17 protein-coding genes are annotated in these 22,808 nt (G+C 39.4%); 16 read left to right on the top strand and 1 reads right to left on the bottom strand.

Going from position 1 to position 22,808, the window contains the following annotated elements; translation table 11 throughout:
- Position 1: 1 nt before the first annotated feature.
- The 15 genes from ACMVDV_RS20645 to ACMVDV_RS20575 all read left to right on the top strand — a co-directional run bounded on the left by ACMVDV_RS20645 (position 2) and on the right by ACMVDV_RS20575 (position 20,533).
- Positions 2-7,123 carry an FG-GAP-like repeat-containing protein gene (locus ACMVDV_RS20645; protein WP_416159472.1) on the top strand — a complete coding sequence of 2,374 codons (7,122 nt, stop codon included), beginning with the start codon at positions 2-4 and terminating at the stop codon, positions 7,121-7,123.
- Positions 7,120-7,548: a hypothetical protein gene (locus ACMVDV_RS20640; protein ID WP_416159471.1), complete on the top strand. Its 429-nt coding sequence runs from the start codon at positions 7,120-7,122 to the stop codon at positions 7,546-7,548. Before ACMVDV_RS20645 ends, ACMVDV_RS20640 begins: the two co-directional genes overlap by 4 nt.
- 564 nt (positions 7,549-8,112) lie before the next feature.
- The gene (locus ACMVDV_RS20635; protein WP_416159470.1) at positions 8,113-8,421 is read left to right on the top strand and encodes a hypothetical protein; all 309 of its coding nucleotides are present in this window, start codon (positions 8,113-8,115) and stop codon (positions 8,419-8,421) included.
- Positions 8,422-8,435: 14 nt separating this feature from the next.
- Positions 8,436-8,756, top strand: a complete 321-nt coding sequence (locus ACMVDV_RS20630) for a hypothetical protein (RefSeq protein ID WP_416159469.1) — start codon at positions 8,436-8,438, stop codon at positions 8,754-8,756.
- A 155-nt stretch (positions 8,757-8,911) separates the two neighbouring features.
- Positions 8,912-9,220 carry a hypothetical protein gene (locus tag ACMVDV_RS20625; protein WP_304182719.1) on the top strand — a complete coding sequence of 103 codons (309 nt, stop codon included), beginning with the start codon at positions 8,912-8,914 and terminating at the stop codon, positions 9,218-9,220.
- A gap of 130 nt (positions 9,221-9,350) precedes the next feature.
- Positions 9,351-9,701 carry a hypothetical protein gene (locus ACMVDV_RS20620; protein ID WP_416159468.1) on the top strand — a complete coding sequence of 117 codons (351 nt, stop codon included), beginning with the start codon at positions 9,351-9,353 and terminating at the stop codon, positions 9,699-9,701.
- A gap of 210 nt (positions 9,702-9,911) precedes the next feature.
- A complete protein-coding gene (locus ACMVDV_RS20615; RefSeq protein ID WP_416159467.1) occupies positions 9,912-10,196 on the top strand; it encodes a hypothetical protein in 285 nt (94 codons plus the stop codon).
- A gap of 137 nt (positions 10,197-10,333) precedes the next feature.
- Complete coding sequence (locus ACMVDV_RS20610; RefSeq protein WP_416159466.1) at positions 10,334-10,663, top strand: hypothetical protein; 330 nt, start codon at positions 10,334-10,336, stop codon at positions 10,661-10,663.
- Positions 10,664-10,825: 162 nt separating this feature from the next.
- Positions 10,826-11,089, top strand: a complete 264-nt coding sequence (locus ACMVDV_RS20605) for a CBU_0592 family membrane protein (RefSeq protein WP_064665100.1) — start codon at positions 10,826-10,828, stop codon at positions 11,087-11,089.
- 119 nt (positions 11,090-11,208) lie between these two features.
- On the top strand, positions 11,209-13,185 hold the full coding sequence (locus ACMVDV_RS20600; RefSeq protein ID WP_416159465.1) for a TonB-dependent receptor plug domain-containing protein: 1,977 nt from the start codon (positions 11,209-11,211) through the stop codon (positions 13,183-13,185).
- Positions 13,186-13,221: 36 nt separating this feature from the next.
- Complete coding sequence (locus ACMVDV_RS20595) at positions 13,222-14,958, top strand: sensor histidine kinase (protein WP_416159464.1); 1,737 nt, start codon at positions 13,222-13,224, stop codon at positions 14,956-14,958.
- Complete coding sequence (locus tag ACMVDV_RS20590) at positions 14,955-16,322, top strand: sigma-54-dependent transcriptional regulator (protein WP_416159463.1); 1,368 nt, start codon at positions 14,955-14,957, stop codon at positions 16,320-16,322. Before ACMVDV_RS20595 ends, ACMVDV_RS20590 begins: the two co-directional genes overlap by 4 nt.
- 187 nt (positions 16,323-16,509) lie before the next feature.
- Positions 16,510-17,472 (top strand): porin, encoded by a 963-nt coding sequence (locus tag ACMVDV_RS20585; RefSeq protein WP_416159462.1) that lies wholly within the window; start codon positions 16,510-16,512, stop codon positions 17,470-17,472.
- Between the two features lie 11 nt (positions 17,473-17,483).
- Positions 17,484-18,959 carry an SLC13 family permease gene (locus ACMVDV_RS20580; RefSeq protein WP_304182728.1) on the top strand — a complete coding sequence of 492 codons (1,476 nt, stop codon included), beginning with the start codon at positions 17,484-17,486 and terminating at the stop codon, positions 18,957-18,959.
- Between the two features lie 143 nt (positions 18,960-19,102).
- Positions 19,103-20,533 carry a coniferyl aldehyde dehydrogenase gene (locus ACMVDV_RS20575; RefSeq protein ID WP_416159461.1) on the top strand — a complete coding sequence of 477 codons (1,431 nt, stop codon included), beginning with the start codon at positions 19,103-19,105 and terminating at the stop codon, positions 20,531-20,533.
- Positions 20,534-20,564: 31 nt separating this feature from the next.
- Here ACMVDV_RS20575 and ACMVDV_RS20570 read toward each other — a convergent pair whose 3' ends face one another.
- Positions 20,565-21,290, bottom strand: coding sequence for a tetratricopeptide repeat protein (locus tag ACMVDV_RS20570; RefSeq protein WP_304182730.1), 726 nt, complete (start codon positions 21,288-21,290; stop codon positions 20,565-20,567).
- A 570-nt stretch (positions 21,291-21,860) separates the two neighbouring features.
- Between ACMVDV_RS20570 and ACMVDV_RS20565 the strand changes: the two genes are divergently transcribed.
- Entirely contained in the window at positions 21,861-22,727 is an 867-nt protein-coding gene (locus tag ACMVDV_RS20565; RefSeq protein WP_416159460.1) for a DUF6279 family lipoprotein, read from the top strand.
- Positions 22,728-22,808: the final 81 nt, after the last annotated feature.

Below are 22,808 nucleotides of genomic sequence, written 5' to 3'. Positions count from 1 at the left end.
CATGTATAATAAAAAAGGATTATGGACCCTCTTTTTAGGTCTAGTTAGTTGGAGTGGGAACGCTAGTTCAGTTACGCCAACTAACAATATTTGGCAAGATAGCAATGGTGATCTTTATTATCAACAACCTGTCAAGCAAGTTACAACCATCGATGAAGCGCCTGTTAGCATTCGGCTTTTTGAATCAATGCCTTATGTACGAATTATAGAAACTGCTGAAGGCTATCAGCTTGTTCCTATGTCTAAATCAGAGTTTATGAAACTAAGTAATGAATTAGATGTGGTTGGTAAACGCTTAAGAAGTGACTTTGATGGCGATGGTATTCCAGATATTTTAATCCAGACTAATCTCGGCCATGAGCTGTTGGTTTCTAATAAAACAGTTAAGCCTTTTAAAATAGGTATTGATATCAAAAGTTTTGGTAATGAAATCGAAGTTCGAGATGTAAACTACGACTTTAGAGCTGATATAGTTAATAAAGATACTCAAGAAGTGTATTATGCTCAAGCCGCAGGCTTAACGCATGCGATTAATACGAATGATTATGTAGGCACAATTGCGGCTGAAAGTAACGTAACACCAAGTGGTGAATTTACTTATAACATTCCAATTACACTCGGAGAAGCAACGGGAGGTCTTAAGCCTAGTGTGTCCTTAAGTTACTCTTCGACCCCCAGAAATGGCTATGTAGGAGTTGGTTTTAATATCGGTGGCTTAAGTGCTATTACACGCTGTGAAAAAAATATGGAAACCGATGGGGTTGCTAGTTCGGTAAATTTAGATAAAGATGATATGTTTTGTTTAGATAGCCAACGCCTTATTTTAAAAACAGGACAGACATATGGCGCTAATAATACCGAATATCGTACGCGACAAAATAATGGTCAAAAAATAGTAGCGCATACAGCTAATACTACAACAGGCCCCTACGCATTTACTGTCTATGACACTCAGGGTAATAAATATACTTACGGGAAATATAGCTCTTCACAAGATGCATTAATTAAAGCAACGAATGGCCGGGGGTTTGCGTGGGCATTAAAGCGCGTTGAAGATGCGTCTGGAAATTATTATAGCTATAACTACGGTTCCGTAAGCGGTAGCTTAGAGTATTACCCATTATCAATTAAGTATTCTGGGTATGGTGCAACAACTCGTAATGAAGTGCGTTTTAATTGGCAGACTCGTGCAGATACAAGTCGTGTAACTTATTTAAAAGATAACAAAATTACGTTAACTAAACGTCTTCAAAACGTTGAATCGTATTATTCTGGTAATTTAATACGTCGTTATAATTTGACCTATGGCTATATTGGTACAGGGGTTACTGAAAGTGTATTGCAACAAGTTCAAGCTTGCTCGAATGATAATAAATGCCTTTCACCTACTATATTTAATTGGACAAATAGAGGTGGCGTGAAGCTTGGGCGTGATATTGGCACTGATTATTCTAGAAATAGTCGTTACAAAGCGCATCAATTTTTAGACTTTAATGGCGACGGGCTCACAGACATTGCTTACGTGAGAAACGACCGTGGTAGCTCAACTGATTATCTTTATTTAATACCAAATACAGGGAGTGGTTTTGGTACGGAAAAACGCTTTAATAACTTAGCAAGCAAATCATTTAGAAAAACCTGGAAAGTCATTGATTACGACAAAGACGGTAAAGATGATATTCTGTATATGCCATCAGGCTCAAGTTATTGGCGAGTTTTAAAACATACCTCAGCGATGAATTTTTCGTTTACTGATTTAACCGCAATAAGTAAACCAAGTAATGATAATAATACCCGCTTTATGGATATTGATGCTGATGGATATCCTGAGTTACTTCACTTTGTAGGAAATAAATTATCTTACCAGAAAGGCACTAAAACGGGTTTAGCAAGTGGAGCGGCAAAGGCGATTAAATTTAATCTATCTGCTCCTGCTGATTCTAGTGCAACTATGTTGGCATATGATAAGGAAGATAATACATTTCAGGCAATGGATTTTAACGGTGATGGCCGCGCCGATTTTTTAGCAAAAGTACAGCTGTCAACTTATATTGAAGAACCCCCTTGCAGAAATAGATTTGATTGTGATGTAAATCCAAGATCTGCTCCTTTAGCATCAAATCAACAAATAAGTCAGTCTAGCTTAGCAACAGAGAACCAGATTGAAGAGCTTCATAACAATGGTGATTTGGATGCTAATTATGCCTTAATTCCAGTGAATAGTAGCCAATTAAATCCAGTTAATATGTTAGCCTCTGTGGATATTCCACAACAGGCTATGCTCAATGAAGTTCAAAAGACTGAAGGATTAGTTACAACTCAGGGAGTTTCAAGGACTACATATTGGAAAGTATTAATCTCAAAAGGAAACGATACATTTGATGAGTTTTTAACTGTTGGCAGTACCGCAGGAATAAAAGATATCCAAGTTGCTGAGTTGAATGGAGATGGGTTGGCGGATATTCTATATCGCGATGACAATAATAAATGGTACGCACGTATTAATAATGGCAATGGTTTTAATAGCGCTATTTATCTGTTTACTTATGATAAGCCAAGTTTAAAAACTGTTGATATTAACGGTGATGGCGTGCAAGAGATCTATCGTGAGAATTATGGAGACTATTTCCATTTTTATAATGGTAGTGGTTTCACATCAAGAAAATTAACAGATAACCGTTCAGATTATAACTTTTCTACCTACATGGATGTCACCGGAGATGGTACACCCGATAAGCTTGTTTTTTCTGGAAGGATGGGGCTTTATCAAAATTCAGATGCAGCAGCCACGTTAATAACCTCGGTTACGGATGGTTTTGGTGCCAAAACTCATGTCACTTATTCTACGTTAAATAACCGTAATGTGTATGTTCCACATAATGATGCAAGAAGTAAAAATTGGGGGAATGGTCGTGTTACCGATGTTAAATCGGGAGCGAGAGTGGTTAGTTTACTGCGCAAAGGGGGCGACCAAATTACTTACAAATATCACGGTGCAAAGGTGCAGGTTGGCCGTGGTATGTTGGGTTTTAGACAAATAGAAATCGAAAGTAATAATACAGGTACTAAAGTTATAACAACCTATCGCCAAGATGGTGATTATCGAGGTAGTGCCGAGCGAGTTCAGTCCTATGTACGTTATGGTGATGATACTAGCTCTGGCGGTGGTTCTGACGATGGCGGTGGAAATTCCCCTGGTGATCCATGCGAAATTATACCTGAGGTATGCAACTGCAAGTGGGGAGATAGAGCATGCGAAATTCCTAGAACAGTACCCATTGCAGATGCTGAACAATTTACAATGGCATCAGGTAGCAAGCAAATGTCGTCGGTAAATAACTTTTCAGCTTCGGATTTGGCAAAGGTTGCAACACTATCTACGGCCACTGTAAACAGTAATATTTGGCGATTAAAGTCAGAGATAAAAACTACTTATAATCGTAAGCAAGAAACTGCTTTTAAAACTGCAAATGCAACTGTCCCTTACTTAGTTTTTCCAAACCGCACAGAAACGCGTAGTTATAATACGGATGATAGTAACCAAACTGTTATCGCCACGAAAATTAAAACATTGGCTATTGATAATTTTGGTAACCCAATCACTGAAGCAAGTACCGTCGATAGCCGTAATGGTTATGCACATAGCAGCTCAACCAATACATACAGTTATAGTGTTTACGGTGGGCGATTAACTAGAAAAGCAGAAAGCAAACGTTATTTAAATCGTTTATCTGGCAGTAATAAAGGTAATTATACTAACGCCCATATAAGTACCTTTGTTTATGATGGCTTAGGCAGGTTGACGAAATCGATAGCAGACAATGGCGTGACCAAAACATACACCTTAAATAGTTATGGTTTGATCAGTAAAGAAACCGTCAGTAAAGCAGGTTTACCAACTAAAACTTTACATACTTATTATGATAGTACCTATCGACACGTTACTGGAGAAGAAAACACCTTAGGACATCGTAGCACGATTGGTTATGACGGCTATGGGCGCAAAAGCTATACACAAACAGCAAATGGTCAACGTACTTATTATACATATAACAAGCTTGGTCGTTTAACGGGAGAGATATCGACACCCGCAAACAATAGCAGTACATCAGGTAGTCAAGCACTGAGCAACAGTAAAACTAAATATTGGTGTAAAAGCACGTCACATTGCCCTTCAAATTCGGTTTATTATGAAGAAACTATCAGCGAAGGATCGCCTGCGAGTCGAAGTTACTTTGATGTACTAGGGCGCCCCTTGCGTGAGGGGAGTATCGTGCTTAATGGAAACTATGTGTATGTTGATTACAAATACGATAGTAAAGGGCGTAAAATTCAAGAGTCAATGCCATTCTTTGCAAATGCTACCCCGACTTGGAATACTTACCAGTATGATAAACAAAATCGCGTTGTATCAGTTACCAAATCCGATGGTTCTGTATGGGATACACAATACAATGGTGAAGAGGTTACCACCATTAATCCCTCAGGGCACAAAAATACACAGCTGAAAAATGCGATGGGATTACTGGTTAAAGTGATCGACGCTAATGGTAAATCAGCCACTTACCAATACGATGAAAATGGTAAATCGCGTATATTAGCGGGCCCTAAAGGTAACCAAATTAAAGTTACGTTTGATAAATATGGCAATAAAACGCAGGTAATTGATCCCGATAAAGGGACTGTTAACTACAGCTACAATGCGTATCACCAGCTTAGTCAAGAAAGCGATAGTAACGGAAATTTAATAACGTATAAATATGACACGTTAGGTCGTGTTATTGAAAGTGTGCGAAAGCGTAACAACAAACTTGAGCATCACACTGTCACTACGTACGACAGTGGTAGTTATGCTAAAGGCATGGTGTATACTACCAGTGACAAAGTAAGTGGGTTTACTGAACGCTTTTATTATGATGCATTTGGTCGCAACCGTGAAAAACACACTATTATTGATGGTGATACCTATAAAGAGCTTTGGGCTTTCAATAATAATGGTCAACTATTAACTGAAACAGACGCAACCGGAAAATCGGTTTCGTATATTTATAATAGTTACAAGCACCTAACCTCTGTAAAAGATAACCAAACCAATGCAACGGTTTGGCAAGCAAAAGCAGCAGATGCGTTTGGTAATATCACTAAAGAACAACTCGGAAGTCACATTACACGTAACAAAGTGTTTGATGCTCATACTGGTTTATTAACCAGCATGGTTTCAACGGGCAGCGGTACATTGCAAAACTTACGCTACGACTGGAGCAACCTAGGTAACTTAAATTATCGCCAAGACTTAGTAGTAAATAAAAAAGAGACCTTTGGTTACGACAGCCTAAACCGTGTAACAAGTAGCCGTATTTCAGGTGGCGCAAGTACCGATATTCGCTATAACGAGTTGGGTAATATCACCTATAAAACAGGAGTGGGTACTTATTATTATCAAAGTAGTCGCCCACATGCTGTGACACAAGTTACAGGGTCTCGCCCTAATAATTACCAGTATGATGCTGCTGGTAATATGGTTAAAGATAATGACCGTGAGCTGGTATATAACTCATTCCATAAACCGACTTACATCAAAAAAGACGATTATTGGGTTGAGTTTGCCTACTCGGGGGCAGGTAAACGTTACAAACGTTCAGAGTTTGGTGGCGAAAAAGGTAGTTTAATCCCTATCCTAAACGGTGATATCACAGTATTTATCCCGTTAGCTCAAGAAACTCGCTACGTAGGTAATGTTGAGTTTATTCGCTACGGAGGGCAAAGTGCGTGGGTGAGTAAACGCTATATTGCTGGCAAAGTATTAGTGACGACGGTGAATAGTCAAGCCACAACACGTTACATGTTAGATGATCACTTAGGTTCAACACATGTAATTGCTGATGCCAATGGTAAGCTTGAACAAACCATGAGCTTTGATGTGTTTGGTGCACGGCGTGATGCGAAAACATGGGCGCGAGATTTTAGTGACCAAGCTAAGTTTACCAGTAAAATAACGTTGCGAGGTTTTACCGGCCATGAACAAATGGATGAAGTGGGATTAGTGCACATGGGTGGGCGCATTTATGACCCTATCCTCGGACGTTTTTTACAAGCAGATCCCATGGTGCAAGCACCAGAGAACATTCAAAACTTAAACCGTTACTCGTATGTAGTGAATAACCCGCTGAACAAAACCGATCCAAGTGGGTATATTTTCGCGACTATAGCCATATGGGCGTTAAACGCTATGGTTTCCCAACAAGTTGTAGTAGGAGTTGCAGCCACTGTATTGAAGGGGATGTTAGCAGCATATTCTTATTATGGATACGCCAAGTTAGCAGTCGGAATAGCTAAAGCAATAGACGGTGGTGGGACAGCAATGGCTAATTTTGCAGGTGGCTTTGCTAAGGGCTTCGCGCAAGGGCAAGCGGTTACTTGTATGTTGAATATGGCTGCGGGCGGCGGTTGTGTTGATGGGCTGGAAGCTAAAAAGCAACAAGCTAAAACGCAGGGAAATACTAAAACGGATGGGGGAAATGAAGCTCCTTCTGAAAATGGAACCAATGAAATACCCGGCTTTAATGGAACCGAGACGGCTTGTAATGGACCTGGTTGTACCCCTGAAGAATTAGGGATGGTAAATGATAAAAAGCCTTCAGATCCGACTCAGTCTGGTGGTAGTCCAGGTGATCCGTATTATCATAGGTATGAGTTAAATAATGAAATTTGTTCATTATCCACTAAGGGTTGTACACCTGAAGCCGTTTGGAATGAGTTAAAGAGAAATCCAGCTCCAGGTTGGGATAATACGAAAGAAGTTCAAACCGGTAATGAGACTAAAATTAAGTTTGCAGGCCAATCGGGTGGAACTGTTTCTCATGTAGTAATTGATGCAAACATGACTTTGTATAATATCACACACTCCGACCATATTTTTGCTGATGGCTATGTCAGCAGGTCTGTATTTGTTCGTGGTGGTTCTGTATTTGTTAAATCAATAGGAGAAGGTGTTACAAGTACAGGTAGTTTTAAATTAGGTGGAGTAATACCAATTTCAAGAGCTATAAGGGGCACTTTAAATATGAAGTTATATGAATGGGGTTTTAACCAGCTTGATGATAATATAAGGAATAAATTTTGAGAGCTTTTTACAGTTTTAAATTATCGTTTACTTATATTTTTTTGATGGTCTTTATGATGTTTAACTTTGGCTGTACATATGAAGGTGTATATTCTGATTCAGATATTATTCTTGAATTAAATGATAATTCCGACGAAAAACTGTATGGGATTATAGAAAATTTTACAGTTCAAAATGGACTTACACTACAAAATGAATCGAGAAAATTCCACAGTGGATTAAATACAATAATCTACGAAATTATAAATTCAGATGGACATAGACTATTCAAAATTTCAGGGGTTGTTGGTGAAACACAATATGTAATTTCTGCATATGAAGTTAAAAGTAATAATTCTGAAGATATGTTTAAGTCTCTATTTCACTTTGTTAAGGAAAGCTTTCCAGATCAGAAAATAGAAATTAAACGCCGAGAAGGTGAATAAGTGAATAGGGTCAGGTCTTGCATTTTACCTTCATGTAATTAGTGGCAAAAAACAAGACCTGATAGTGTGTTGCGGCAACCTATTTTACTGCCGGTCTTGCCAGCGTGAATGAATGGGGTCAAGTCTTGCTTCTTGCCTTTACTGCAAAGCAAAGGCTGTTGTAACAACTTTCCCATTTTTTAAAAGGATATTTAATGGAAAAATCTTTATTATGTTTAATGCTGTTTTTAGCTACAAGTTCTGCTCATGCGAGGTACTAAACGGTAATGGCGTTTTAATTTAAAAGGGATTTGTTCATGAAAGTGGTGCAGTTTCAATTTATATCAATGGTGACAATAATTAACATTGACCAATGTACCACTATTTTTAGGGTATATACCACCCACAGCCACGGTAAAAGATGAAATGTTATCACTGGCATTATTTTCTTTTGCGTCAGGTAAACGCGTAGGTTTTCATGGCTCGGGTTGCAGTACCACCTCATTTTAGAGAGGAACGCAAGACATTCCTGTTGTAAATAACATGTAGGTATATTAAAAGTTTAAAACTATAAAAGGTGGCATTATGTTACGTGTGTTTTTAATAATAATTTTATGGCTCTTTAGTTCACAGTTATATGCGGCTAAAGGAAGTGGTTTTGTAGAAAGAATTTACATTAATAATAATAAGGTTCTTTTTCGTTTGAAAGGGGATGAGTGCAAGAGCAAAGCTGTCAATAGTTATTGGTTTTTTGAACTTAATAACGATCAAGGAAAAGCGACTTACGCATTGCTGCTTGCTGCAGCTAATAGTAATAAAGTAATTCAAGTTGGTTATCCTGAATGTGATTCGTCTAAAACATCAGTTATTAATTATTTATACCAAGACTTTTAAATTAGGGAATGTTTATGTATAAGTTGCTGAGTTTAATTTTACTATTTTCGAGTAAAGCATCAGCCTATGATGGCTGGAGTATTGGCTCTATAAATCAAATCCGGATACAAGAAGCTAGAATGTTAATAGTACAAGAAAGTGCAGACAATCCTGCTCAATGCTCAAATACAGATTATTTATATTTAACTCAAGGTGAACAAATTCATTATAAAAATATGTTTTCAGCTTTATTAACAGCTTATGCCACTAAAGCTGAAGTTAGACTCGCATTGAAAGGGTGTAGTGAAGGTGGTAAAAATGGTTACCCTGTTATTTCACAAGTATGGATTCAATGATGGAATACATAAGCTCCATGAATAGGGCAGGCCTTGCTTCTTGCCTTTTATGTTATAAGGTTTATTTTTAAAGTGATATTAAATTAAATGAAGATAATGCATTTATTTTTCCAAAGGAATACCTATATCAACACACTTAAAAAAGGAATTATTGAATGAAATATTTAATTACTTTTCTAATATTAACAGCACCAAATTATGCTTTAGCAGATTGGCATCATGGAAAGTTAGGTATTATCGCCTTTGGTTATGATGGTAAAACAATTTCAATTGGGCAGCAGGGCTCTACGAAAACAGATTGTACTTGTTATCCTGCTTGGCCAAACAGGTATTGCCTTGATAATAGCCGTGATACATTTGATAAAGAATATGCTTTCTTGTTATCAGTGAAAGCTAGAGATAAATCAGTTTCAATAAATATCGATGAGAAAACGTGTAAAATTGTTGCTATGTATGAAGGCTAGAATAATTTAACTTCAAAGATTGACTAGCGTCTGAGGTTTTATACTTTTGGAAGCGGTATTTATTTTTACCAAAAATAGGCTAACTAAAAACTAATGCCGAGCAATTAGTGATTATTAATAAGGAAATAAAATGAAAAGTGTGATTCATAAACTTTTATCTATATTTATATTATTAGCTTTAGGGCTAACACCTTTGTTTTCTTCAGCTACTAGCTGGGCTAATGCATATGGTCAAATAAATAGCATAGAATTATGGGTAAATGGTAGTGACACTTACGGAGTATGGGTGACACTTAAGGCTGGTTCAAGCACGCCAAGTGATTGTGGTTTAAATTATTTTTTACCGCATAGCGGTACAAATAAGGAGCTGGTTTATAGTAGTTTACTTACTGCGAAAGTATCTAACGGTTATGTAACAATTCAAACTGATCAAAGTAAAAATGCATCAGGCCTTTGTCGGATACACAAAGTTAAAATTTAATGTGGGTATTTATATGAATTATTGTATTTATAGATAGTCATCTGTACTACTCAAAGGCTAAATAAGCCTAATAAAAGTAATATATTAAAAAACAATTAAAGTTTAATAGCTATATTTGGGTGAAATCGAAAAATTCAGATTGTAATTATTAGTAGGAAATTTAGGACAAGATATGAAATGGTTTTTGGGCGTAATTTTTTTATGAGTTTTATGAGTGCTGCATCAGATCCAATTAGTTCAGGGATGATTAAGAACCTTAGCTATAGAGGTGATTGGGTAATGTTAAAAATAGTAGATGAAAATGGTTTGAATCACTGTGAGCCATGTCCGACTGATCTAGCTGCTTTTGGTAAAGGCGCTTGTTGGATAAGTAAAAACAATAATGCACAACTAAGTATGATGCTTTCTGCTCAAGCTCAACAAAAAGATATTCATAGCAGAGTTATTGATTTGACGAGTAATTGTGAAATATATCAAATGACCATTGTAGATTGATCAATATTGTTGACTGTAATTTAGTTTTTCACTAACTAAATTACAAAATGCTGAAAGCTAATGGATTGATCGGCTGGGAAGTAATCTATCTCGATCATAGAACAATATAATTTTTTAAAAAATATCAAAGGTAAAAAATGAAAAGCTTACTATTTTTCAGTCTTATGCTTTTAGCAGTAAAAATTTCAGCTGCAGAGACTTGGCATACTTCAAAAGTAGATAGGATCTACCCGGTAGCAAGTGGAGGGTTTATACTTACATTTCAAGTCGATAATTCTACTTGTAATATTGGAAGCTCGACTAAATATTACTCGGTATCAGAAGGTAAAAATGGCGTTACTCAAGCTGCGATTGCTAACTTTTTGTCGGTTGCACTTGTCGCTGGCTCATCAGATAAAGAGCTGACTATCAGTTTTGATAACGAAAGTACCACTTGCGACATTAATCGGCTATTTATCAAGTTTTGATTTCCTAAAAGTAGCATTCAAATTTAATAGCGGACATTTATCCTGTGGCAATTTTCCTACCCTGCTAAACTTACTCGGTTTGCTGTTTCAATGATTGAAAACAACCCTCCCCATGGATTGGGCCAGTTTATTGGGTATGATTAAAAAGGATAGGGGACACCCGTGATTGCACTTTTATTTGATATTGTTGGTATGACTGGTACGTTTTTAGTGGTTGGCGCTTTTTTTATGCTGCAACTGGGTAAGGCCACACCAACAGGGCTTTTATATAATATGATGAATTTATCTGGCGCTATTTTGTTACTTATAAGTCTTTGTTATAACTTTAATTTAGCAAGTTTTGTGATTGAAATATTTTGGATTGCTGCCTCGTTAATAGGTTTATATAAATATTTAAAAGCGAAGCAAACCACAGCGACAGCCTAGATTTATAAAATTAATAGAGAAAAATTCTCGCGCCGTGTCACATTTGTATTTATATTGTAAATACTACGTTATTTTAAATGTAGCTATTCTAATAAGAAATATAGGTGTAAAACGGCGTAATGACTTTAAAGCAAACTGCGTGTCTTTTTTTGTGTATTTACACAGCCCCTCTATTGGCAACGGAAGCGGATGATTTATTTACACTGAGCTTTGAAGATTTACTAGAAGTTCACGTTGATATCGCTTCAAAAACCCCAGAAACTCTCGCCTCAGCTCCTTCAACAATCACCGTATTCAATGGTAAAAAAATAGCTTTGCTTGGCGTTAATAATGCGTTTGAACTGATGAATTTTGTCCCTGGTATGCAATCTACTCGTGGTGATTGGGTTGGCGCGGTGCCAAAAGATCATGCTCGCGGTGTGTACCTTGATAGCGGCAATATCTTAGTGATGATCAATGGTGAACGTTTGAATGAATCTTCATTTGGCAAAGCATCCGTTTATATGCCTTTTATACCGGTTGAGATTATCGATAAAGTTGAATTTATTCGTGGCCCTGGCTCTGCGCTCTATGGCAGTAATGCGTTTTTAGGGGTGATGAACATAGTGACTAAAAGCCAAAATAATGAACTGTCGGTGGCTGTGGGCAATGTTGGTCAAGTAGGCGCTGCATTTTCGCTTAGCCAGCAAGTTAATCAGCAAACACATCTATTTGCTAATGGCGCTTACAATAGCAAAAACGGGGAGCGTTATTCGCAAGGCGTTAGAGATCCACTGCAATCCAGTTATCTGGAAGCAGGGCTAAATATCGATAAGTTTGCTGTGAGAGGGCGCTACAATCAAGTTGAGTTGAATGATTTTTTAAACCTTGGTGGCTACTCTGAGGATAACCAGCATCGCAGTGAAAATGCTTTTATCTCAGTAAGCTATGATTGGATTGATACTGATACAAGTACGTTTTCTGCAAAAGTTGCCTACACTCACCATCAAATACAAAGCGCGGGATTAATCGCCGCAGCTGATAACCTGCCGCTGGCAAATTATGACTTTTTCGTTGGCCCTGCTTGGCATACCAGTGACTTAACGATTAATTTGGATGCCAGCCATCAATTTGGCAATGGCTGGTTATTTAATTCGGGGCTGGAATATAACCATGCAGAGCAACAAAAAGCGGATGTGCGGAGTAATTATTTTGATGTAAACAGCGGTGAAATTATTGTTGAGGATCCGTTTTATCAAGGAAGTATTGTTACAATCAGTAATTATGCGCCATTTCAGAGTTTGCAAGCGACCTTTGAAACCCGCAGTATTTATGGGCAAATCAAAGTGCCTTACTCCGAGCAATTTTCGCTATTTTTAGGGGCACGTTTTGATGACGTTAAAGACTTAGATAGTAACTTATCACCCCGTATTGCGGCGATTTACAAACCTGTTGAAGCGCATACTTTAAAATTACAATATGGCGAATCATTTCGCACGCCGGTGACCAATGAATTGTATTCTAACGATGACGTGACAATAGGTAACCCAAATTTAACCTCTGAATACGTTAAAACCACCGAGCTGGTGTGGCGTTATGAACGGCAAGATTGGCATGTTAATTCGGTATTTTTTTATAACCAATTACACGACTTTATCAATATCGTGCCTATGTCTGCAGACAATACTCAATTTACTTTTGCAAATCAACTAGATGATACCAACCGTGGGGTTGAGCTCGATAGTATGTTGCGATTGAATGACGATTTTTCATTGGAAGCGACCTATACCCAGTATTTTGATACACCCATGAAGCCCACTTTCAAACGCTTTGCCAGTGTTATAGCAAACTATGAATATGAACAATGGATGTTGAGCGTTAATGGTGTGTGGCGTGACGAGGTGAATGTGCAAACCAGCACGGATCGCTTTAAGCAACCAGCGTATTTGTTGCTAGGAGCCGTCGTTAGCTGGCAATTTTCAGCGCGAAGTCAGCTCAGCTTCAAAGCCCATAACATTTTAGATAAGCACTACAGTGTGTACGATCCAAGAGTCACAGATGGCGCTGTTGCTGGTGTCGGCGGTGAATACTCGGTACACTATCAAATCAAATTTTAAATTAGTGAGGCGTAGCAATGCGTCTCTTGGTTGATCATGCTGCGTTTTCCTCGAAAAATATTACTGGCTGTTGCCATTTTAATCGTGCTGTTATTGTTTAGTTTTTTATTTGGTCGACACTATGATTTAACACAAGCACAACAGCTAGCACAGCGCCAAGTTAAGCAATTAACTCACTACCTTGATACTGAACTTGCTCGCTTTGCTGCCATTCCCCATTTAGTGACTGATAACCAATTACTCACTGCGTTCATTAGCGATAAAAAGCAAGCAGTGCAACCGATTAATAATTACTTGGCCGATATACAACGCGCCAGTGGCGCGTCAGATGTTTATGTACTCAACCGCGCTGGGGATGTTGTTGCCTCTAGTAACTGGCAGTTGGATTATAGTTATATTGGCAATAACTTTGCATTTCGGCCGTATTTTTATCAAGCCTTGGCAGGTGAGAAAGTCGCGTATTTTGCTTTGGGGTTACGCTCAAACGAGCGGGGCATTTATTTTTCAGAGCCGGTTTATCATGATAATGACGTAATTGGTGTGGTGGTATTAAAAGTGAATGTGTCGAAATTTGAGAGCGATCGCCAATTACTCAATACCTCACTGGCAAGCCATTTTTATTTAAGCTTAGCCGATAATGTAATTGCTATATCAGACATTAAATCATGGCGCTTAAATACAATACAGCCCATTAATGATGCCAAACAGCAATACTTTACTACCAGCCGCCGCTACTTAGGTTATATGCCTAAAGTGATAGATGCACAGCAAACCAATAGTCAGGGCATTCCTTTACTGCATATAAATGCAGCCGACAAACGTAGTCGATATGTGCCCGCAACCGCTGCGATCAATCGCCTTGAAGCGCAAATGACAGTGTTGGTGGATATTTCATCAGTGAATATTGAGCAATTCCCTCGGCTGGTTTGGCTAGCCGTTATTTATGCTGGGGCTTTAATGGTTTTTTATAGCTTGATGGCCCGCTTTGCGGGTTACAAAAAGCTGCTCTATTCACGCCATAGTCTTGAGCAAGAAGTGATTGAACGCACTCACGCACTCGAAAAAGCGCAAACGGCTTTATTGCAATCCGCAAAACTGGCAACCATAGGTCAGTTGAGTGCCGGTATTAATCATGAGATTAACCAACCCTTGAGTGCCATGAGTACCTATTTAGTCAGTGCAAAACGCTTAATTGCCAAAGGCGATATTACACAAGCGGCTGAAAATATTGTTATTGTGCAATCGTTGATCGAACGGGTACATAAAATTGTTGGTCAATTAAAACACTTTAGTAAGCCCGCGCAAACACAACTGCGAGAGCAAAGTCTTGCACAGTTATTAAAAAATGCCATGGTGATCGCCTCTGCCCAGCTCAAGCACGACGATGTTATTGTTAAACATGCTGAGATTGCTGACATAATAAAAGTGTGGGTGGATGGGGTTAAGTTTGAGCAAGTATTAGTCAACGTGATCACCAATGCCAGTCATGCCATGGCGCACAGCCCTAAACGTGAATTAAGCTTTGAAATCGAACAATTCGATGGCCGTGTCAAACTGTCTATTTTAGATACCGGTCCAGGCATCGAGCAGCACGCGCTAGGCACAATTTTTGAGCCTTTTTACAGCACTAAGTCAACTAATGGCCTTGGTTTAGGGTTATCTATTTCTAAGCAAATTATTAATTCATTTAATGGCTGTTTAACTGCGCATAACCGCCCTCATGGTGGGGCGCAATTTATTATTACCTTAGCAAATACCAAAGGAGCATTATGAATACCTTAGCAATTGACTGTAAACAGGTTATTGTCATTGACGATGAAGCAATGATCCGCGATTCACTTAACCAATTGCTGACGTTAGAAGGGTATCAAGTACAGTGCTTTAATGAACCTGTCAGCGCGCTTTCAAAACTCAATCGTCGCTTTAACGGGGTGGTACTCAGTGATATTAATATGCCAAAAATGGATGGACTGGCTTTTTTAGAGCAAGTTCAAGCATTTGATAGTGAATTACCGGTGATCTTCCTCACTGGATTTGCTGATGTATCGGTGGCTGTTAAAGCAATGCAATTAGGGGCTTACGACTTATTTGAAAAGCCTCTTACTGAGCAGTTATTAGATTGCATCGCCAGAGCATGTGAAAAGCGTGCTTTAGTGATGGAAAACCGTGCTTTAAAACTAGCAGTAGAAAAAACCTCAGCTCCAGGCGTGCGGATCTTAGGGGAAACCGTGCAAATGCAGCAAATGATGCATTTGCTCAATGCGGTGATCGACACTCCCGCCGATGTTATGATTGAAGGTGAAACTGGCACCGGTAAAGAGTTAGTGGCACGTTTTTTACATGATCAGAGCAGCCGCTCAAACAGTAACTTTGTGGCAATTAACTGCGCCGCTGTGCCTGAGCAACTAATTGAAAGCGAACTGTTTGGCGCAGCAAGCGGGGCATACACAGGGGCAACACAAAGTCGCCAAGGTAAATTTGAGTTTGCCCAAGGGGGCACGGTGTTTTTAGATGAAATAGAAAGCACGCCAGCCTCATTACAGGTTAAATTACTGCGGGTGTTAGAAGAGCGCAAAGTCACTCCTGTGGGGGCGAATAACGCTATTGATTTAGATATTCGGATCGTCGCGGCAACCAAAGTTGATTTATTGGCATTAGTTGAACAAGGCGATTTTCGTGCTGACTTATATTATCGCCTCAACTTGGTCAAAGTAAGCATTCCTGCGCTGCGCGATAGAAAAGCTGATATTCCATTGTTATTCAAACATTTTAGCTCTATTGCGGCAACGCGTTTTCACAAACCACCTGCACCATTAAGCAGCGATATATTACAGCGGTTATTAAGTTATCAGTGGCCAGGTAATGTTAGAGAATTAAGAAACCAAGCAGAGCGCGCGGTGTTATTAGGGGCTGAATTAGCATTTACTAATCCCAGCCAAAGTAATACGAATGAATTATCGCAGGACTTAAGCTTGGCGGAAAAAGTAAGCTTTTATGAGCAGTCTTTAATAGAAGAAGCGCTTGAGCGCCATCAAGGTAGTATTAGAGATACCATGAATACCTTACAAATAGCGCGTAAAACGTTGTATGACAAAATGAGTAAATATGCGCTTAACCGCGATATGTTTACTGATTAACATGGGTGGGAATAGTGACAAAGGCGGTTTTAAAGTGTGTGGATTTCCGCACACTTTATTGCAAGTATAATTTGCATTGAAAATTAAGTTATTGAATATATTTGTTTTTAATTATTTAAAAGCAATTGGCAGTAAACTTGCCTTTATTAGCGGGAACAACAAATGATCCTAATAATAAGGGCACACAATGATAATAATAGACAAAAAACTAACCCCTGTTTTTGTTGCCACGAGCCTTGCAGTTGCTTGCCTTGGACAAAGTGTTCATGCCGCAGAGTATGACATTTATGGTAAAGCAGAAGTGCAAATAGCGAATACTGACAACGGCACAATGCGCTATGCTAAAAAAGGAACGCAAATCGATGCGCCTTTTTCACGCATTGGTGTGAAAGGGCAACATGCACTGACTGATTCGTTAAAAGCGGTCTTTAAATACGAAGTGCAAGTAAAAGGCTTTGAGCACGATAATACAGATGAGCCATTTAGCGCCCGTAATACTTATTTAGGTTTAGCGGGGGATTTTGGTGAAGTGGTGGTTGGTCGAAACGATACACGCTTTAAGTATTCAGAAGGTAAAGTTGATAACTTCAATGAAACCCAAGCCGATATTGCGCAATTACTACCCGGCCAAGACCGCCTGGGTGATACCATAACGTATAGTTCAAAATCATTTGCGGGTGCTCAGTTATCACTGACCTATGCTTTGCAGGATGACAGTGCCAATAATGAAGCAGGCTATGCCGCTACGTTAATTTATGGTGACCGTGGTTTAAAAAATAAAAATTATTACGTGGCGATCAGCCATATTGACTCACTCAATAATATCAACGCCAGTCGTATTGTTGGCGCGTGGCAGAAAAATGAGCTACAACTAGGCGCTATTTATCAGCACAGTGAGTCAGTAGATGGCACTAAATCAGGAAATGGCTATGTGTTGAGCGCCAGTTATAGCATTGATAAATGGCAGCCAAAACTGCAGTTTGCCAGTGATGACTCAACTATTCGTCAAAGTACTAAGGGCAGCCAGTGGACTGCAGGTGTGGATTATTTATTTGATAAACAAACCACCGCGTACTTATTCTATACCGACTTAGATTTGCAACAGCAAACGGATAGTAGCTTAGCCCTTGGCTTAAAGTATAAATTTTAAAGGGGTTGAATATGAGCACACAAATTATAGACAATAAATCTGACAAAAACCCTAAGATGCAGATGTTGCTGCTGTTATTGGGCCCTGCGGTGATGTTACTTACGTGTTTAATAGATCCACCTACCGGCATGAGTACTGCAGCACTGCGTACTGCTGGATTAGCGTTTTGGATGGCATCGTGGTGGGTGAGTGAAGTGGTACCAATTCCTGCCACCGCATTATTACCTTTGGTGTTTTCGCCATTGGCTGATATTGCCGCGATAAAAAGTGTCGCAGCACCGTATGCGCACCCATTAATATTCTTGTTTTTAGGCGGCTTTTTAATTTCCATCGCAATGGAGCGTTGGGGCTTACATAAACGTATTGCACTGCGCACTATGCTGTACGCAGGCTCAAAACCGAGTTTGCAAATTTTGGCGATGATGTTAGTGACTGCATTTTTATCGATGTGGATGTCAAACACCGCAACGGCAGTGATGATGTTACCGATCGCTATGTCTATTACCCATTTAGTACAAAAATCTAACCCAGAGAATAACGGCTTTGGTAAAGCATTATTACTTTCTATTGCCTATGGTGCCAGCATTGGTGGTATTGCTACTTTGATTGGCACACCACCAAATGCCCTAATGGCTGCTTATTTGTCTGATAGTTATCAAATCGAAATTGGCTTTGCGCAATGGATGATAGTGGGGGTGCCATTGTCACTGACGATGTTGATCATCTGTTGGCTGTGGCTGACTAAGTTTGCTTATAAAGTGGACGAACAAGCTGAAAGCACTGAAAAAGTGGATACCAAATCACTGTTTGGCTCGCAGTTAAAAGAGTTGGGCATTATGCAACGCGCAGAAAAAGGCGTGCTGTGGGTATTCTTATTCGCTGCAATTTGTTGGATCTTTAGACCACTGCTCGCTGATTTTACGGGATTGAAAATATCAGATACCGGTATTGCCATTGCCGCCGCGTTATTACTATTCGTACTACCGGCCAATAAAGGCAGTGACGAGCGTATTCTTGATTGGCAAAGCGCTGCTGGTGTGCCTTGGGGCGTATTATTATTGTTTGGCGGTGGTTTAACGCTTGCTGCACAAATTAAGTCATCGGGCTTGGCTGAGTACATTGCGCATATGATTGAAGGCGCCAGCGCTATTCCATTGCTACTGAGCGTACTGGCGATTGCTACGTTAATTACTTTTTTAACTGAGATCACCAGTAACACGGCAACCGCTGCTGGGTTTTTGCCATTACTTGGCCCTGTTGCTGAGTCGGTCACAGGTTCGCCATTGGTTTGGGTTATTCCCGCTGCGATTGCGTGTAGCTGTGCATTTATGATGCCTGTTGCAACCCCACCCAATGCGATTGTATTTGGCTCTGGGCAAATTCAGATACGCGATATGATCAAAGCCGGTTTTGTACTCAACTTAATAGCCATAGTGTTGATCACCTTGGTAACAATGACCTTGGCTGCCGCGGTATTTGGTTTCTAACTAAACTGCTATAAATTACCCAACCGGAGCGCTATTCGTTTGTTGATAGCGCTCTTTATACCCAAGCCACCTCAATAATGAGGTATCTTGCCCCTTTTAAGAAACACAGTTATAGTGACTGAATCTTTACTTTGTTTATGAGTATGCTTTTGTCTGACACTGTTACAGCCTCCAACACAGAGTTAAAAGCGCAGTTTGATGAAATGCAGCAGCATTTTAATGAACAGCCTTATTTAGCAATATCAAAGCGGATCCAGTTATTAAAATCCCTAAAACGAACGCTCTTGGCTTTAGAAGCTGAACTTGTCGCTGCAAGCTCGAAAGATTTTGGCTTTCGTACTGCTTTTGATACCGTGCTGGGTGATATTTTACCTACCAGCAAAACTATCAGTCACACAATTGCACACTTACCGAAGTGGGCCAAAGAGTCGCCCCGTAAAGCGGGAATGAGTTTAGCTCCCTCGAAAGTCGCTGTAAGCTATCAACCCAAAGGAGTTGTCGGGGTAATTTCGCCGTGGAATTATCCAATTCAGCTAGCGATAGTACCAGTGATCACCGCGATTGCCGCAGGTAATCGAGTATTATTAAAAGTCAGTGAGTTTACTCCGCACACCAATCAAGTACTCAAAAAACTATTTATTGGCGAGCTTAGCCAACATTGCGCGGTGATCGAAGGTGAAGCGCAATTAAGTCAACAGTTTAGCTGTTTGCCATTTGCACACTTATTTTTTACCGGCTCGACAGCTGTCGGTCGCCATATTATGGCCGCAGCCAGTAAAAACCTGACACCTGTAACGCTTGAATTAGGTGGCAAATCGCCAGTTATTATTACTGAGCAAGTAGATATAGATAAGGCGGCGAAAGCCATTTTATTTGGTAAAATGACTAACGCAGGGCAAATTTGTGTCGCACCAGATTATGTTTTAGTGCCTGACAAGTTACAACATCAATTAGTGAAAAGCCTGTGTGGTTTATATAAAAAGCATTATAAATTAGGCGTTGAGGGTAAAAACTTAACGTCAGTTATCAATGCTCATCACTTTCAACGCTTAATTGATTTATTAGCTGATGCGCAGCAACAGGGCGCACAAATAATTAAGCCTTTAGATGAAAATCAAAGTGATGCGTATAAACATCGGTTAGGCTTACATATTGTCACGGATGTAAATGACAACATGAAGTTGATGCAAGAAGAGCTGTTTGGGCCAATTCTCGCCATCGTGACTTACCAACAACTCAGCCAAGCTATTGATTATATAAACCAGCGCCCCCAGCCATTAGCCTTGTATATAATGGGGCAAAATAAACAAACCAATGCGTATATTCAACGCCACACTCAAAGTGGCACACTTGCAGTTAATGATACATTAATGCAGGTGACGGCTGATGATGCGCCATTTGGTGGCTTAGGTCCCTCAGGGATGGGGAATTATCATGGCAGAGAAGGGTTTTTAACTTTTAGCCATGCGCGTAATACTTTAAAAACCGGTGGTTTTAACCCTAAGCTAGGCTTGTTACTGTCGCAGAATAAACTGTTAATGAAAATATTAAAATGGTTGTACTTACGCCCATAAGGGCGCTAAGTACAGGCTGTGAAGCTGATAATTAAAACATTCTGTCTTCACCAGCATAGAGACCAGCTAGAATTTTTTCATACAAGGCATCGGCTTTTTCTTTGGCTTCTGCAATTTGCGCAGGCATTAGTTTGCGTTCATCCAACTTGCGGCTATGGCTTGCATCTAAATTGCCGTTGTATTCAGCAACAGTGTTCCATATATATGACTTTTCGATGTTTTTTTCGACCCCATGGCCTTCAAAATACATTAGCGCCATATTAAATTGTGCCAATGTATAGTTATTGCCAGCGGCTTTTTCATACCATCTTATGGCTTCTTTATAATCTTGCGCAACACCATCGCCGTTGGCATACATCACACCTAAGTTAAACTGTGCCGCTGGCATGTTTTTCTCGGCTGCTTGTTTAAATAGGGTTACTGACATTTGTTTATCAAGTTTTACGCCTTTACCTTCTTGATAAAGCACAGCTAATGCAAACATTGAGTCAACGTGCTGTTTATTAACGCCTTGTTGGTAAAGTTCAGCGGCTTTATGATAGTCGCGCGTTACCCCATGACCCCCTTCATAGAGTTGGCCAAGTTCATAGATGCCAGGTGCATAGCCTTTATCTGCAAGATAACGAAACTCTTTAAGTGCGTCTTCAAACTGTCCTTCGTTGGCTGCGCGGATCCCTTCTTCAAGCCCCGCATGAGCAATTCCACTGATGCTAAGTGCACCGACCATCAACAATACATTTAACTTAGGCTGCCACATGACAATACCTCCTATCAGTTTGTTACTGTTTAATATTAGTTCTTACAACCGCAATTGCCCAGCTTCACACTATAAATGATAAAGAATGCATATAAGATACAGATATTACAGAAAATTTAAAGGAATAAAAAAAGCCCCAGAGGGGCTTTTTGGATTCATATCAACCGTCACCGATATGAGCAATGTAGCAAGTAAATGTGATCTTAAAGTTTTATTACTTGGGTCGAGTAAGTAAAAATACCGGAGCGTCACTATCTCCATCAACACGTTAATATACCCAAGCCACCTCAAGAAACGCTGAATTTGGCTTGGTTATAAAGGTCCAGCATCCTTACTGGCAATCTTCCCTAGGGCACTGAGGTCGGTACGTTGCCATTCATACAATAAGCGAAAGCTTAAAGTGTTGGGTTATTCTGTGTTGATGCGAACGATTATTACTTTGATCTAATTGTATGTCAACAGTTAAATGATAATTATTTCTATTTATTTAATTTTATTTTAACTACTTCATTTACAGCGACCATTAAGTTGATTAACGTAGTGTTATAGAAAATCGTAAGAAAAATAAAAATGTCTATAATAAACATGATTTTGAAATGTAGAGTAGCGGTGATTGCAGTACTGTTAATAGCCTTATCTGGCTGTTCTGCGACGTTTACCTACAATAATATAGGCTGGCTATCGGCATTTTGGATTGATGATTACGTCGATTTATCTAAACAACAAAATAAGCAAGCGAAAGCATTAATAAAACAAAGCCGAGACTGGCACCGGAAAACTCAGTTGCCATTGTATCGGCAGGATTTATTGTCATTACAAGAACTGTTAACAGAGAACCCTTCAGAGCAAGCATTACTGGCGCATTTTCAAAGTGCTAAAGCACATTGGCAATCGTTAGTGTGGTACGTTAAAGATGACTTGATAACACTTGCTTTGAGCTTATCAGAACAACAGCGGCAAGAGTTTGTTGACGCTATAGCAAAAGATATGGCGGACGATATTGATGAATTTAATCAACAAACTGCCTCTGAGCGTGTGCAAGAGCGCCTTGAACGTCAGTTAGATACCTATAAAGACTGGCTTGGACCTCTTGATGATCAGCAAGTGTCTTTGATCACACAAGCCAATAGTGAATTCCAGAGCACCTTTTTGTTATGGCAGGCTTATAAGCAAACGCGACTGGATAAACTTACACAGGTGTTTTTTGATGCTCAGCTGAGTCGCGATGAGTTTATCAGCCAATTATCAGCGGTGATCACTCAGCGTGAAGCGTTTATGAGTGATGAGCTAATCCGTTTAGATGCCGATAATTCAAAGCGCTATGTTCAGCTTTTAATTAATTTACGGGCTACTCTAACGGCAAAACAGCTTAAGCATGCCAACGCTGAATTTGCTGCTATGCTAAAAGACATTGATCAATTAATTGAAGATGACTAAGACTAAATAGCGTCTGTACGCTTTATTGTTTTTATACTTTTCACTGTGCATGCACGCAAAATTCAATCAAGGTACATTGAT

Source organism: Pseudoalteromonas sp. ASV78 (assembly GCF_047806705.1).
Taxonomy (GTDB): domain Bacteria; phylum Pseudomonadota; class Gammaproteobacteria; order Enterobacterales; family Alteromonadaceae; genus Pseudoalteromonas; species Pseudoalteromonas prydzensis_A.
The sequence above is the reverse complement of the archived record's forward strand: the minus strand, read 5'-3'. Positions and strand labels throughout refer to the sequence as shown.